This is a genomic window from Microvirga calopogonii (genome assembly GCF_003347665.1).
Classification (GTDB): Bacteria; Pseudomonadota; Alphaproteobacteria; order Rhizobiales; family Beijerinckiaceae; genus Microvirga; species Microvirga calopogonii.
In genome coordinates this window covers 17395-32231 of record NZ_QDGA01000051.1, presented here as the reverse complement: position 1 = coordinate 32231, position 14837 = coordinate 17395, and the positions used below count along the sequence as shown (strand labels likewise).

At 62.0% G+C, this 14837-nt stretch carries 13 protein-coding genes and 3 pseudogenes; 8 read left to right on the top strand and 8 right to left on the bottom strand.

The features are described 5' to 3' along the window. The 5 genes and pseudogenes from DDF70_RS24785 to DDF70_RS24765 form a co-directional block, all read left to right on the top strand. On the top strand, positions 1-1691 hold a 1691-nt coding region (locus DDF70_RS24785), incomplete at its 5' end, for a SulP family inorganic anion transporter (RefSeq protein ID WP_162820639.1). Positions 1692-1795: 104 nt separating this feature from the next. Continuing rightward, positions 1796-3253 carry a DUF2252 domain-containing protein gene (locus tag DDF70_RS24780; RefSeq protein ID WP_114947447.1) on the top strand — a complete coding sequence of 486 codons (1458 nt, stop codon included), beginning with the start codon at positions 1796-1798 and terminating at the stop codon, positions 3251-3253. A gap of 202 nt (positions 3254-3455) precedes the next feature. After that, entirely contained in the window at positions 3456-3770 is a 315-nt protein-coding gene (locus DDF70_RS24775; RefSeq protein WP_162820638.1) for a winged helix-turn-helix domain-containing protein, read from the top strand. Positions 3771-3962: 192 nt separating this feature from the next. Next, positions 3963-4122: pseudogene (locus DDF70_RS38270) on the top strand (IS6 family transposase); the annotation flags it as partial. Positions 4123-4505: 383 nt separating this feature from the next. Beyond that, positions 4506-5138, top strand: a complete 633-nt coding sequence (locus tag DDF70_RS24765; protein WP_114947444.1) for a tyrosine-type recombinase/integrase — start codon at positions 4506-4508, stop codon at positions 5136-5138. A 146-nt stretch (positions 5139-5284) separates the two neighbouring features. On the opposite strand, the pseudogene DDF70_RS38820 reads toward DDF70_RS24765, so the two are convergent. Beyond that, positions 5285-5717: pseudogene (locus tag DDF70_RS38820) on the bottom strand (FAD-binding protein); the annotation flags it as partial. 200 nt (positions 5718-5917) lie between these two features. On the opposite strand from DDF70_RS38820, the gene DDF70_RS24755 reads away from it, so the two are divergent. Continuing rightward, positions 5918-7201: a hypothetical protein gene (locus DDF70_RS24755; RefSeq protein ID WP_162820637.1), complete on the top strand. Its 1284-nt coding sequence runs from the start codon at positions 5918-5920 to the stop codon at positions 7199-7201. A gap of 135 nt (positions 7202-7336) precedes the next feature. On the opposite strand, the gene DDF70_RS24750 is transcribed toward DDF70_RS24755, so the two are convergent. Beyond that, positions 7337-7876: a glycoside hydrolase family 108 protein gene (locus tag DDF70_RS24750; RefSeq protein WP_114947442.1), complete on the bottom strand. Its 540-nt coding sequence runs from the start codon at positions 7874-7876 to the stop codon at positions 7337-7339. 226 nt (positions 7877-8102) lie between these two features. On the opposite strand from DDF70_RS24750, the gene DDF70_RS24745 reads away from it, so the two are divergent. Further along, positions 8103-8741: a DUF1345 domain-containing protein gene (locus DDF70_RS24745; protein WP_114947441.1), complete on the top strand. Its 639-nt coding sequence runs from the start codon at positions 8103-8105 to the stop codon at positions 8739-8741. A gap of 228 nt (positions 8742-8969) precedes the next feature. Here DDF70_RS24745 and DDF70_RS24740 read toward each other — a convergent pair whose 3' ends face one another. Beyond that, positions 8970-9758, bottom strand: coding sequence for a bestrophin-like domain (locus DDF70_RS24740; protein ID WP_114947440.1), 789 nt, complete (start codon positions 9756-9758; stop codon positions 8970-8972). Between the two features lie 572 nt (positions 9759-10330). Further along, positions 10331-10684, bottom strand: a complete 354-nt coding sequence (locus DDF70_RS24735; protein ID WP_162820636.1) for a hypothetical protein — start codon at positions 10682-10684, stop codon at positions 10331-10333. Positions 10685-11048: 364 nt separating this feature from the next. Between DDF70_RS24735 and DDF70_RS24730 the strand changes: the two genes are divergently transcribed. Continuing rightward, positions 11049-11411 (top strand): hypothetical protein, encoded by a 363-nt coding sequence (locus tag DDF70_RS24730; RefSeq protein ID WP_162820635.1) that lies wholly within the window; start codon positions 11049-11051, stop codon positions 11409-11411. Positions 11412-11436: 25 nt separating this feature from the next. Here the strand turns inward: DDF70_RS24730 and DDF70_RS24725 are convergent, their stop codons facing one another. The 4 genes and pseudogenes from DDF70_RS24725 to DDF70_RS24710 form a co-directional block, all read right to left on the bottom strand. Continuing rightward, positions 11437-11835 (bottom strand): hypothetical protein, encoded by a 399-nt coding sequence (locus DDF70_RS24725; RefSeq protein ID WP_114947437.1) that lies wholly within the window; start codon positions 11833-11835, stop codon positions 11437-11439. Between the two features lie 472 nt (positions 11836-12307). Beyond that, positions 12308-12820, bottom strand: a complete 513-nt coding sequence (locus DDF70_RS24720) for a ribbon-helix-helix domain-containing protein (RefSeq protein ID WP_162820634.1) — start codon at positions 12818-12820, stop codon at positions 12308-12310. Between the two features lie 491 nt (positions 12821-13311). Then, the gene (locus tag DDF70_RS24715; protein ID WP_342633952.1) at positions 13312-13695 is read right to left on the bottom strand and encodes a hypothetical protein; all 384 of its coding nucleotides are present in this window, start codon (positions 13693-13695) and stop codon (positions 13312-13314) included. Between the two features lie 298 nt (positions 13696-13993). Beyond that, positions 13994-14693: pseudogene (locus DDF70_RS24710) on the bottom strand (IS6 family transposase). Positions 14694-14837 lie beyond the last annotated feature (144 nt).

Genomic DNA, 14837 nt, shown 5'->3' with positions numbered 1-14837 from the left:
TGCCCATCATGGAATGGCTGCCTGCGTATCGGCGTGACTGGCTCGTGACCGACATTCTGGCCGGTCTGGCCGTCTGGGCCGTGATGGTGCCGGAAGGCATGGCCTATTCCAGCATCGTCGGCGTGCCGCCCATCATGGGCCTCTACACCATCGTCCCTCCCCTTGTGATCTACGCGCTGTTCGGCTCCTCGCGCTCGCTCGTCATCGGTCCGGACACGGCCACGGGCCTGATCTCGGCACTGACGGTCGGCGCGCTCGTGGCCCAGGGGACGCCGGACTACAACCTCCTGACGAGCACGCTGGCCGTCCTGATCGGAGCCTTCTTTCTCGCCTTCGGCGCCCTGCGCATGGGCTGGGTCGCGGCCTTCATTCCGACCCCTGTCATGCGCGGTTTCATCGAGGGGCTCGTCTGTGTCACGATCATCGGACAGGTGCCGCACCTGCTCGGCATCGCCGGCACCTCCGGCAACTTCGTGACGAAGCTCTGGTTCGTCTTGCAGCACCTGTGGGAAGCATCGCCGGCTCCGGTGGCAACAGGCCTGCTCAGCCTCGCCGCCATGCTGTTGCTCCGCCATGTCGCCCCGAAGCTGCCGGCCGCGCTGGTGGTTGCGGTGGCCGCCACGATCCTCGTTGCTCTTGTCGGCGGCGAGGCGGCCGGGATCAGCGTGGTGGGGCCTCTCCCATCCGGCTTGCCTCACCTCATAATGCCTGACTTGAGCCCGGACACCCTCGTGGCCCTCGTGCCTGGCGCCCTTGCCATCGTGCTGGTCGGCTATGCCGAGGCGCTCGGCGCCGCCAAGGCCGCGGCCATGCAGGACGGCGGCGCCATTGATCCGAACCAGGAGCTGGTCGCGCATGGTGTCGCCAATGTCTCGAGCGGCCTCTTCGGCGGGTTCCTGGTCGTCGGCAGCCTGTCCAAGACGTCCGTGGCGATGGCGGCCGGCGCGCGCACCCAGATCGCCAACCTCGTCGCCGCCGCCTTGTGTTTCCTGACCCTGATCCTGCTCACGCCGCTGTTTCGCGATCTGCCCCACCCGGCGCTGGCGGCCATCGTGATCGCGGCCATGCTCCACCTGTCAAAACCTGAGTATCTGCGCGCCTTGTACGATCGGAGTCGCTGGGAATTCCTCCTGGCGATCATAGTCATCCTGGCGGAGCTGACGCTCGGCGTTCTTCAGGGCATCGCGCTCGGGGTCGTTCTGGCCCTGCTCCTTCTCATTTATCGCGCGAGCCATCCCCGTGTTGCCGTGCTCGGCCAATTACCGGGGACAGAAGCCTATCGCGACGTCAAAGTGCGCCCCGACGCGACGACATTCCCTGGCCTGCTGATCTGGCGACCCGGGGGGGATCTGTTCTTTGCAAGCATCGGCTACGCCATCGCCAATCTGAACAGAACCCTGACCGCAAGTCGCCCGCCCGCGACCCATGTCCTGTTCAACGCCGAATCCGTGAATTTTATCGATACAAGTGCTTGCGAAGAGCTATCGACCTTCATCCGAGATTTGCACGGCCGGGGTATCACCATCGCCTTCGCCCGCGTGCGCGATCCGGTGCGGGACAGAATGAGAATAGCGGGTATCGAGGCCCTTGTCGGCGATGCAAATTTCTTCGACCGCATCACGGACGGTGTGCGTGCCTGGCGACAGGGACCTCGCCCGGCTGACGCCGTCCACGAGGGCAAGGCGGTATGAGGTAGAAAGGTGTCAGCTCCCCCTTGGCTTTCCTGGCCTCCCAGGCACAGGAGACCTGGGTCGACGGCGTTGGGGATTTCAACCTGAGCAGGAGGAGGTTGTTCATGTCGGTGCGATCAGGTGAGGCCGTTTCGGTTCAAAGATTGCGACGGCAACAACAGATACACGATCAAGCCAATTCGAATGGTGCGACAGACGGCAGTCACACCCGTGTTTCGTCGTTGGACGAACGCAAGCAGGTCGGCCGGGCCCTCCGCAGCGGCATTCCTCGCGCGGAGCACGGAAAGTGGACCAAGAAAAGCACCCGTCCTGATCCGATCGATCTCCTGAGAACGGCCGATGCGGGCCGTATTCCAGAGCTCTTGCCCATTCGATATGAACGCATGCTGCAATCGCCCTTGAGCTTCTACCGGGGTGCCGCCGCGGTGATGGCGGCCGACCTGGCCGGAACTCCGGCGACGGGCATTCGGGTCCAGGCCTGTGGTGATTGCCATCTCATGAATTTCGGTGGCTTTGCCACGCCGGAGCGCAATATTGTCTTCGACATCAACGACTTCGACGAAACCCTGCCGGCCCCATGGGAGTGGGACGTGAAGCGGCTCGCGACGTCGTTTGTCCTGGCCGCGCGGTCCAACGGGATGTCCGACAGCACTGCTCGCGAGGCGGCCGTCGCATGCACGCGCAGCTATCGGAAGCGGTTGGCACAATTCTCGAAAACGAACCCTATCGATGTCTGGTATGCGCGGATCACCGCAGACGACATTATGGACATGTGGCCCGCGCGAGATCGGGATCGGGATCGGGTCCAGAAGAGAATCGACAAGGCTGCGCGGCAACTCGGATCGGAAGTGGACTTCCCAAAATTGACCCATGTCGTCGGAGGACGGCTCGGTATTCATGATGCCCTCCCATTGATCTATCATCCAGACGTCGCCAGGGCGCCCGAGTTCGAGCATCTCGTCGATCAAGCCCTTATGTCCTACCGGAAGTCTCTCGCCGACGACCGGCGCGTCCTGCTTGATCGCTACCGCGTCGTCGATGCGGCGATCAAGGTCGTCGGCGTCGGAAGCGTCGGTCGCCGATGTTGGATCGCATTGATGATGTCAGCCTCGAACGAACCTCTTTTCCTGCAATTCAAGGAGGCCGTCGCATCCGTGCTGGAGCCGTATGCCGGAAGGAGCGCATATCCTCATCATGGCCAGCGGATCGTGATGGGCCAACGCCTGATGCAACCGGCGTCCGATATCTTCCTTGGGTGGGAGACGGCCGAAGCCAGCCACGCGCAGTTCTATGTGCGCCATCTGCGGGATGCCAAGATCAAGCCTCTGGTCGAGGCAATGGATCAAGAGTTGCTTTTGAACTACGGCAAGGTATGCGGCTGGGTGTTGGCCCGCGCTCACGCCAAGACAGGCGACGCCGCAGCGATCGGCGGCTACATCGGCTCGAGCGACGTGTTCGACGAGGCTATCGGCGACTTCTCGCTTGCCTATGCCGATCAAGCCGAGCGCGATCATGCCGCTCTCGGGGCTGCCGTGCGCAAGGGCAAAATTGCGGCCCACTAGCTGCACCACCTTGGCACATTGTGAAGCCGTCAGGAGGAGGTATCCACTCCATCACTTTCCGTTATATCTCGCTGACGGCAGAGAGAATATTCCCTCTGATCGGCCCCAGCACCAAAAATCCGCCATAGGTCTCTCACGCTGGGCGGTCTCGTGATACAATTCGTCCTTCGCAGGCTCTGACGGGAACAGGATGCGATGCTCCATGGCGACGAAGAAGGATCTCCCCCATATCTCGGCCTACCTTGAAGTGGTGCTGCAACTCCTGCGCATCCGAGAGGCCATGACCGTCGAGGAACTCGAGCAGGCTACGGCCGATAGCATGAGTCTCGGTCCGGAGCTTCGGACCCTGCGGACAGAGGATGGTTTCGATCGCCTCCATGCTTATCGCCTCGGATGGGCACTCAGCGGCCTTGCGCAAGCCGGAGCCGTAGCTGAGATCGGGACGGGTGTGATCCGCATTACGCCTGTGGGCGCACGAATGAGCGAGACGGATCTCGCCGATCTCCTGAAGCGATGAGAGGTGTGGGAGATCGTTCTCTCCGAAGCAATGGGCATGTCGTCTCCAGAGCGTACATTTGCGTGACTTGATCCCTTAAAACTGGACCGGCCAAAGTGGGAATTTTCCCGTGATCTCGTCGGGCTGGGAGAGGGGAATGGACCGCACTGTCAGATTAACCGGAGAGTGACCGGATCAGGCTATCCGTGAGGGATGAGTCCGACCCGCCATCCTCGTTACGCTCGCCACCGCTTTTCCACCTGAAGTGATCAGCCATGCCGTCCGGCTTTATTTCCGGTTTCCGCTCAGTCGCCGGAGGGTCGAGGAGATGCTCGCCGCCCGAGGTATCCTGGTCAACCACGAGACGGTGCGCGTAGCGCTTCCTCTCAGCTCATGATCAGGGTGCAAACCTCTTCCGCCGTCCTGCAAACGCCACCGCTGCCGGTCATCGCACAGCCCGAGTTCAAGCCTTCCGAGGCTGGGCCGAGATAACCGGTATCGCGATTACCTGATCTGCCGCTCTTGAAGGGATAGACCTGTCTCAAGTCGTAAAGTTGACGATGCCCTTTTCACTGCCTACCCAATCCAAAGGGCAGCTCTGGGTCACGAGTAGGAGATCGGTATAGAGAATGGGACGTCCGGCTTACCTTGGTAAGCTGACGAAGACCTAGCTTAGCTAGGAGGAGCGTTGAGGCTGGGCTTTATCGGCAGAGAGGCGAAGGTTCACTGCGGGGGCTTCTCTTCAGGAGCACTGCAATGCAGGACAGTATCGCCGACCACACTTGCCGAACCACCACCCCTTGGAACAGCGGTAAGCTGATTGGACCCAAGCCGCCTCTCAAAGCCAAAGAGATCTGGTCTATCCGAGTCAGGCTCCAAGTCGCGCACCGCGTTCGCGACCTTGCCTTGTTCAACCTGGCGCTCGACAGCAAGTTGCGCGCCTGCGATCTGGTCGCGCTCCGGGTCGACGATGTGGCACTCAGTGGACGTGTCCGATCCCGGGCGACCGTAATGCAGCGGAAAACTGGTCGCCCTGTCCAGTTCGAGATCACAGAGCAGACCCGGGAGGCGGTGGGGCGCTGGCTGGAGAAGAAGGCCCTGCATAAGGGTGAGCCGCTGTTCCCAAGCAGAGTCAATCGGCGAAAGCCAATGACAACGCGCCAGTACGCTCGCCTGCTCGGATCCTGGCTTTGTGCGATTGGTCTGGATCCCCTCGCCTATGGCACCCATTCCCTGCGGCGGACCAAAGCCTCGATGATCTACCGAAGGACAGGCAATCTCCGGGCCGTCCAGCTTCTGCTCGGCCATACCAAGATCGAGAGCACTGTTCGATATCTTGGGATCGACGTCGACGATGCCCTTCTGATTGCAGAACAAGTTGAAATCTAAACGCAGAGGCGGCCCGTTGACGAGCCGCCTCAAACTTCACGCATACCGGAGCAACGTCCGGACTTGAGGCTTAATCAGCCACGAGACAAACGACCGGCGCGTGCCAAAAGACGACGTTCCTGTTTAACGTGGAGGATATGGCTTCCTCATGGACCGGCCCTGGTCAACGAACCTTGAACCCGCGGCAGAATCTGGAAGAGGTCACCGACGAGGCCGTAATCTGCTACCTGGAAGATCGGTGCCTCTTAGTCCTTGTTGATCGCCACGATGACCTCCGAAGCCATCATACCCGAGTGCTGGATAGCCCCGGAGATTCCGACCGCGGTTGAGAGATCGGGCGCACCTTGCCGGTCTGGCCGACCTATCAGTCGCCCGGAGCACAGCTGGCATCCACAGCAGCCCGCGAGGCACTCATCGCTACGCCAAGGTCTGCTCGGGTCAATCAGACTGCGCGATTCCCTTGCCTTTGAACTGCGACATGTCCGGGGCCTCGGTCGCATCCACCGTCTCGATCAGGACCGAGCCACCTTCGCTCACCGCCGGAACGGCGGCCATGCGCACTGTGATCACCTTCTTAGATCATGTGGCGGGCTAAGATTTTATTAACCATGTTTGTGGAGCATCGAGCCTCTCCCAGGAGGTTACCCGATGCTGACGCGCCTGACGGATGAGGAGTGCACGGCTATCGTGACGCTGTCGCCTGTCTCGCTTTGGCTTGGTCTGCCGCACACAGCCGGCGGGGTAAAAGTGCGGACGCGAGCCGCTGGGCTGCGCCGGCGATGGGGGGAACCCGCACCGTCAGGCACCTCGCGGCGATGAGCGCGCCGCTCCCGCCAGCCGATGCGCAGCCCGAGGCTGTGACCGGCCCCGCCGCGAACAGCAGCCCGATCGACCTGCCTCTTGGATCGGATGCCGTCCAACGGGTGAGACACCTGCAAAGTGATCTGCGCGTGCTCATCCGGCACTTCGCATGCCGGGCCGAGGCTTCGGCCCTGTCCATCCCAGCGGTCAACGGCCGAGTGGTACCCCCCGGCTCCGCCCCGAGGATTGCCCTCGAACCCCATGCTGCGCTCCTGGTCGTCGCGCCAGAGGCCATCGCCCGCGATGGACGGCTGCTGGGGCAGCTCTACGAGAGCCTGGAGGTCCTGACGAACTTGGCGGCTCCCGCCAACGTCAAGTCCATCCGCCTCACACGGGCCTTTGTGGGTGATGAGGACGAGGATCTGCCCGGCGACACGCGGTCTCAAGCCCAGTGGCTGTTCCGATGGGTGCGGGGGAGCGCCGTGTTTGGCATCTTGATCTTCTTGGCCACGATCCTGCTGCTGGTCCATATGGATCGGGGGCGACGGGCGGTCCAGCAGCTTGAGCAGATCCGCACCGAGCACCTGGCCGTCGCGAACAGCCTCGGCGTGGCGCGTGTAGCCTCCTCGGCCGCCGGCAGCGCCGCGGACTACGACTGCCCTCAACCTACCACGCCGCCAGTGGCACCTGGGCCGAGCACACCGGCGGAACAGGCCAGCAAGGGCGGCCAGGGGCCCCTCCTATGCGCGCAGATGTTGGATGCGCTGGGTCGCATGAGGATCATCCGCCAGGAGCTGCGGAACTGGAATGTGATCTCCAGCCGCCTCGCCTACGTCTCGCCGATCACTTGGCTGGCCCCGCAGGAGCTGGACCGCACGACCGGACTTTCAGCGGAAGAATGGGAGTCCACCGAGCTGCGGAGCTTGATCATCCTGGCCGCGCTGACGGGCTTTGTGATGCCAATCCTGCTAGGCCTGCTCGGGGCCTGGGTCTACGTCTTCCGCAATATCAACCGGCAGATCCAGACCTCCACGCTTGAGGCATGGGAGAGCATCCATGGTACCCTGCGCATGGTGCTCGGCGCGACCTTGGGCGGGCTGCTTGGCGTGCTCTGGACCAACGATCAGCCGGTTCGGCTGGAGGGCATGTCGCTGCCGCTCGGCGCGCTCGCCTTCTTCGTCGGCTTTAGTGTTGAGATTGTCTTCCGCTTGGTGGACACACTGGTGCGGACGGTCGCCGATAAAATCAGCAAGCCGAGCTGACGCCCGCCAGATTCGGCGGGCAGTAACCACGCGCTGTCCTCCGCCGGCAGCTCGAACCCGGATGAGCCAATCCCAGACTTGGCCACGCGGCCGGGGCTGCACCTTCCGGAGCAGAGTCGCGATGCAGCTGGCGCCTCACGCTACCTGCGTGTTCTGCAGCATGGCCAACGCCGCCTGTCGGCGTCGCTCGGTCCGTTCGAGCCAGCCCCGCCCAAAGCGGCCGAATTCCGGGAGGCCCCGGTAATAGGCGGCTTGGCGTTCGGCCAACCCACCAATCACGGTCGTTGCGTCTGTTGCCAGGGCGGCGCGTAGCGTCTCCGGGCCGACGGCGCCATCCACTTGGTTCGGGGGGAAGCCGAGCACCTGCTGTAGCAGCTCCGCGCTGCGCCGGGTGCCCGCGTTCACCCCGAAGTCGAAGGTACTGAGATCGACGCCCGCGGGCAGGGCGTCACCCCGCAGCGCATTCCAGTAGAGCGCCCGGTAGATCGCCGCCGCGGTCTGCTGGGTCATGTCTTGCACGTCGGCGGGACCGAGCGTCGGTTCGTGATCCCAGTGCTGCAGGGTGGCCAAGGTGATGCCTCTGTTGGTCGCACCCCCGGGGTCGGCTGGGTCATCGACATAGCCGCCCTCCTCGGTGAGGGTGAATGTGAGGCAGGTGTCGAACAGGTCAGCCATCGGGGTTCTCCATCAGGTTGGAACGTGTCCAGACGAGGACCTATGAACAGAGTTCACGATGATGAAAACGAGTGCAAGGGCCACCCGCAACTGAGATGAAGCATCACGACCTCTTCTGATCTTCACGAAGCGCACGACACCTTCAGCCAGCCGGCGTCCGAGACTAGGCTGGTACTCCGCCTACAGGTCCAGATCGACAGTGACCACCGACAGGAAAGGCAGGAGCATGACCCGCATCCAGGCCCCGCACGCGCGGCTTCTCGGCTCCACCCTGGGAGCCGCTCTCGTATTCATGGCTCTGTCGTCCGAGTGGGCGGTCAGTACCCGGTTCCTCGCCGCCTGGGACCTCGGCATCCTGTGTTACTTGGCCTTAGTCTCGATTATGGCGGCACGATCCTCGACGGACATGATGCAGGAGCGGGCGGCCTCTGAGGACGCTGGGGCGGTCGCAGTCCTCATCCTCACCCTGGCGGCGGCCCTGACCAGCCTCGCGGCCATCGCGATGGAACTCCAGGGCCTCCACGACGACATCGCGAGCCAGAAAGCATTACGGTTCTTCATCGCGGCCGTCGCGATCCTGTGCTCCTGGTTCTTCATGCACACGATCTATGCTATCCACTATGCACACGAATATTACGGCGATGCCGGTGAGCGGCGGGGCCTTATCTTTCCGCACGAGAACAAGCCGGATTACTGGGATTTTCTCTACTTCTCGTTCAATTTCGGCGCCGCGGGCCAGACCTCCGACGTAGTCATTGTATCGAAGCGCATGCGTCGCCGCGCGCTTGGCCAGACCATTGTGTCCTTCCTGTTCAACACCATGATCTTGGCGTTCGCCGTCAATATCGGGGCGGCAGTGCTCTAGCTGGTTTGTTGTTGCCAAGCGGCAGGCTGATCACATTTCCAGTGATGCTCTGGTTGGCCTGGACCGTGCGCGAAGAAGGCGCGTATGAGCGAGCGCCGGGCGGGACCGCATCGGCAAACAGTGTGTCCCAATCCCCTTCGGCAGAAGGATTTCGATCAACGGCGAGATGCCATGCATCCGTTCAGGGGCGTTCTCCTCTGTGATGGCTGCAACGAGAACCGCCGACGATCAGGGCTGGGCTTTCGTGCCGAGGTCCTCGAGCACCGCCAAAAGCGCCTCCGGTTGGACTTTGACCGACCCCGCAAACGGATGGTCAATGGCAATGATCACATGCAGCCCCGAGAAGATCAGGAAGGCCAGGATCCCCGTCATGACGGCCTGGACGCGCAGGCTCTCGGTGCCGAAGAACAGCGTGAAACCAACCGTCACGACCGCGCCGCCGAAGAGCACGAACCAAAGCACCCCTGGCACTGCGCCCGAAGCCAGGACCAGCCTCGTGCGGCGGGCCTCGGTCAGGAGGTCAAGTTGACGGAGAGCCTCGGTTAACAGAGCTGTCCCGCGGCCGTCACCGGGGGAGAACGTCAGCAGCGCACCATAGGTGGCGTCCAGCGCGCGCGTGACCGTGTGGCTTGACCCGCTGCGCTCCATGGCGGGCCAGTCCTCGGTGACGGCCGCTCTGACGTAGTGGGTCAAGCCATCGCGGAGGGCGGCGCCGGAATCACCCCCGATGCCGTCCGCCAGGCGGTAGAGCGTCGCTGCGGCCCCAGCCTCCTGGGCTGCCGCATTCTCGGCCACGCTGAACTTTTCCCAGACGATGATCACGGCGAAGGCCAGCAGCACCGCATACAGCACGCCGATGGTCGCGAACGTGAAGCCGGCGACCTCATTGTTGATCCTCAGCCGTTCTGAGGGTACGCGCCGACGAACGAAGACGGGGGCGGCCATTGCAAGCAGGGTTGCCACGCCGATGACAAGCGCGCCCGACAGCCATAAGGGCTGGGTGGTCAGGAGTGCCATGGGTCGACCTGTTCCGATCCCGCCACTATGACCGACGGGAGCAATGGTCCGCAAGTAGCAGAGGCCGTGCAGCAGCGGGTCTTGGTTGTGTAAAAACGCTGACGTGTCGTTCGCTGGAGCAATTCTATGTCTCGTGAGGCCGATTAGACCGGAGAATTCACGGCAAACAAGGCTGATGTTGTACAAATAGTTCGTCGAGAGCGGACCTGTTTGTGTTTTGACACAAGCTGGGTCATGGGCGGCGCTTCAGGGACAGCGCCAAACCGCCGCTTCTGCCGCCCCCGCTCTAGTTCCTGACGCGGAACAGTGACCCCGGTTCTCCACGCCCGACGATGCACTCGAAAAGGAAGAGAGAGCCTCGGTTATCCCAAAAGTGGATTCCACGGCTGGGCCCGCAGCTCTGGTCAGGTTGGCGATAAACGCGTACGTCTGAACGACTGCTCTGGGTCAAACTGAGCCGTTAGACATGGCCTTATGAAAGTCAGCTCACCCTATGAGTTCGGAAGTTCGGCTTTCGTCCGCCTCGTGCCATTAAGCGACCTTCCGGGCTTGCGGATTTCGCGGAAGGCGCATTACGGGGCGGCGGCCAAGCCGTTAAGTTGCCGGTGTCCGAGGAGATCCTCATTGCAAAGCTCTTCAGCTCCATCAACAGCGGGGAGAAAATCCGCCGGATCAATGTCCGACAGGGCCAGTGTCTCAGTCGCGTCGACGCAACCATCCCGATCACCGTCAAGGAAGAACTGGCGGGACCGAAAGTCCATGATCAGGAAAGGCTTCCGTTCGAGTAGGTGGTCGCAGGCCAGGAAGAAGGTCGCGACAGTGTTAGGCCCATCCGGGTCCTCAGCGTAGTACAGGCCCTTGATCAACCGGCCGGCCGCCACGACGCGCGGGCTGTTGCGCAGGATCAACGCATTCAGATCGGGCATAGGCGGCCGTCCCACGCGACATGACTGCAAGGAGGCGGGATAGCGCAGAGGTCGAGCCAAACTGACACTTGTCAGCATCAGAAGAATCGGAAGGCAGAGTAGGACTGCAAACATAACAGCCTCCTCTCAAGTTCAGCTAGTATGCGCTTCCTTGGAGCCGAGGGTTAGCGTTTTGAGCGGTACCGCAAATTTCGCATAACCCGAACCGGCAACACGCTCCCTCGGCCAAGTTGTTGTAAGCATGGCGGAACAGGCGTATTCTTGGGGAGGTAGTTAACCTTGCTTCTCTCGCTCCCCCTCGGGCTTCGACACAGTGCCCCGAGCGCCCCCTGAGGGACCAGGCCCATCCTTAAGGGAGGGGCGTATGTGTTCCAGAACTGCCTTGATGGCCGCCGTTCTCGTCGCCAACCTACCGCTGCCGATACAGGCCCATGACATCTACTCGCATCTGAGAGACGAGGAAGGCGCAAGCTGCTGCGATGACCGGGATTGCCGCCCTGCCTTGTATCGCTTTACCGCACGCGGCGTGCAGATGTTCGTGGATCAGCAATGGATCAACGTACCAAACGAACGCATCCAATACCGCGCCCTGCTCGGAGATGCGGGCGAGACCTATGGAGGGCATTGGTGCGGCTCGCTCTACCAATCCGATGACTCCCAGCAGGACGCGATACTGCATCTGACGAAATGCGCGATCCTGCCGCCTCACGCTGCGTCGGCACAATAGGGTCCGTGATTTCGCATAACGCGCATTACGGCGCAGGCTGGATACGGCCTTCACGAAGGGCGAACGCGGGTTCAGAAATCGCCGTCGGCCTCGGCGGAAGGATGGCACAGAAGGTTACATAGCCCAGATCGTAGCCAAGCCCGTTCTCGAACCGCCCGCACCAATGCCCCCCGTCTGTTTCACCCGTGTCACCAGGAAGCGCCCGATACTGAACCGTGTGATCCGGCACCCAGATCCACTTTCCCTCGACGAACATCTGCACCCCGGACGGCCTCACCCGATAGGGCGCAGGGCGACAATCCCCGTCATCGCAGCAATTCCTTCCGGCTCTGTCTCTCAGAGGCGTGTAGATGTCGTGGGCATCAGTGAGAGGCTCAAAGCTGACGAAGAGCAGGACCGCAAGGAGGCCAAGCTTGGGAGACATAAGCCGCTCTCCCTCATCACGGGTTGGCGGCGCTCATCAGAGCGTCGGGAACGCTACTCCTGTCATTTTACTCCTGAATGAGGGTCCTGTCGCGCGAAGCGGGGCCGGGCTCTCCGACAATAGGGGATATGGAATACAGCGCCATCGATAGTCCGCACTGGGTCAAAGTGTAACGTAGAGCGGATCAAATGAAGGTCCGCTCATCCCAGCGATGCAGAAGCACGGTTAAGGTCAGCCTCGTGCCAGGAAGAGACATTGCCACGATCTTTTTCGCCACGCATCACAAAGGCCCACCCACAGGGTTGGGCCCGAGGGTGGGGCCGTCGCGCCCGTATCAATTGAGCGGCCAAATCATCCTTACCGCGACGCTCCCGGATGAGGCTGCGAAGCGTCGTCATCTGGGCTGTCGGCGCCGTCTTTGGGTGGCCATGCCGGTGTTCAGTTGGGAGCGTCTTGCGTTGACTCTGCCGATTTATGGAGCCGAGAGTTGTTGCCTGATCGCGCGCTCAATCCATTCGTCGCGCGAGATCCCGGTTCGACCCGCCGCTTGCTCGACCTGGCTCAGCAGACCTGGCGGTAAGGGCGTCTGGACGAGAACATCCACCTCATCCGCATCGGACGGCACATAAGCCAAGCCTGTCACCAAGCGCGCGAACCGCCGAACCCGGTCAGCCTTCTGCTTGTCTGAGAGGGTGGCGTCGGCTGCGACGAGCGGGCAATATGCCCCGATCAGATGATCGACAATGAGAGCGGGCTTCATGCCGCTCTTGCGCAGGTCGGCCATTAGCTCCCCAAGCCGATTGCTCGCGGTGACGTCATCGGCCCCTGCATACAGATCACTAAGGGAAGACGCCGCTCCCGGCCTGTCTGCGGCCATGGTATCAGGACAGGTGAAGGTTGCAGCATCGGCCGACGCCGTAAGTGAACTTCCGAACCCGGCCACCGAGACCAAGGCGACGAGCAGGCCCTGTCTGACACTCATCATTTCCTCCTCCGGCATCGTCAGGAGTTTGGTGTGCCAATACGTTGGAAAGATGGATGGTAGATCGTTGAAGCCCATAGCCGGAAACTCGTTGGAAAGTCCGCAGCGGGTCGAGCCTGTGTCAAAACGCGAACAGGCCGCTCCGTCGAGCAATTTAATTTCCTGTAAGCCCCGATAGGCCGAGAAATTTCCGATACAGGAGCGTGAACTTGTACAAATAGTTCGTCAAGATCAGGACGGTCTGAGTTTTGACACACCCTCGGTCACCCAAAGAAATTCCCGGCTTCTTGGGAACGTCCGGTTGCGTGAGGATTGCTGCCTTAAGACAATGTCGCAAGAGTGCCAGGAGCTGACCTTTGCCAAACGCGCGAGGACATCATCAGTTGGCTTGACGAACGAGGTTGAGACCCAAGGCACGTCGGCGCGTCGCTGAAGAATACCGTCCCCTCCTCTCGGATCCTTGCCGCCTGACGGATGGCTTTCCTGTGACCAATCTAGGCCCCTGGCAATGGTGCCGCTACCATCCAGATGCCGATGGTGAGAACCAAGCCCACCGCGACAATGAAGCCAATGAAGCCCACCAGAGCGCCCTCCCACTTGTGGGGAGCGATATCGGGTTTCCAGTCGCTCCCAACCCAACGCCCCACGGTCTCGTAATAGCAGGCCACCGCGACACGTAAGGACGTTGGCGGCGTGCCGGCGGCCTCGTCATCGGTGCCGAGAGGGACTCCACTTGGATCGAACATCGGGTTCTTGTCCCCGGTGAGGCCATGATCGATGTCGGCCTGGAGCATCGTGGCGGTTGGCCGGCCCGAGGGCCAGGGTGGATCCCTCGGCTTGATGGTGCGGGTTGGGGGGATGTCAGAATGATCCGTCAAGCAACCCTCCTGGATCATGAGCCAGTCGCGATGGACAGTACGATCTTCACTCAGCTTGGGATCACGAGCATGCCGCATCGTGCCCACCAGCTCAATGACCCTTCTTGCCTGGTCTGAGCAGGATCGCTGAGGGACATCTGCAACAGGTGGGTGAGGCCTGCCAACTCCACGTTGTCGATGGCCCGCCGGCCACAACTCGAGTGCAGCAGAAGTTCCGCTGTGACAACATCGTCATCTCGGCGCTGTCACGTTAACTGCGACCACGCGCGCTGAGGTCCGATTTGGTCGCCGGAGAGGCTCAAGCAGCAATGTTGGCCACGGCTTTCCATTCCGCCATGGCGGTGAGGCGGTGAGGGTGGGTAGCGCGGGCGGAGCGGTGGGAGCGGGGTGGAACGAAAAGATTGCGGATGGCTGAGAATACATTCACGAACCGCTGCAGGTACCTGGGGATCGAAAGCCCTGCATCACCCGCTCGCGTCGCCGGAACGGCAGATGCGAATTCTCCGCCCGGTTGTTAAGCCCCTGGTGCGAGCGGTGCTCGACTTCTGGTTAACCTGGCGCTGGGCGGCCGCGTAGGAGCCGAGCTTGTCGGTGATCATCCGCTTGGACGGGCGACCCTGCTTCTTCAACAGGCGCTTCAGCAAGCGTTTGGCCGCTTGGGTATCGCGCCGCGTTTGGACGATCTCGTCGAGCACATAGCCGTCCTGATCCACCGCCCGCCAGAGCCAATGCTTCTGGCCGGCGATCGTGACCACGACCTCATCGAGGTGCCAGATATCGCGGCGGCTCGGCGTCTTGCGCCTGAGGCGGCGAGCGTAAGCCGGGCCGAACTTCAGCGCCTACCGGCGAACCGTCTCATAGGAGACGACGATGCCACGCTCGAGCAACATCTCCTCGACGAGCCGCAGGCTCCGTGGGAAACGGAAGTACAACCAGACTGCGTGAGCGATGATCTGAGGTGGAAAGCGGTGGCGCTTGTAGCTGACGGGCTTGGTCATGCCAGTCGATCTATACGACACACCCTCATGACCCAGTTAATGTGACGTCACCCGCCGGCAGCGGCGCCGGCGTTCGAAGGGCCAGCTCCATCGGCTCGGTGGCTCCGGAGCCTGCACCCGCCGGCCGCTCCCCCACCTCAGATC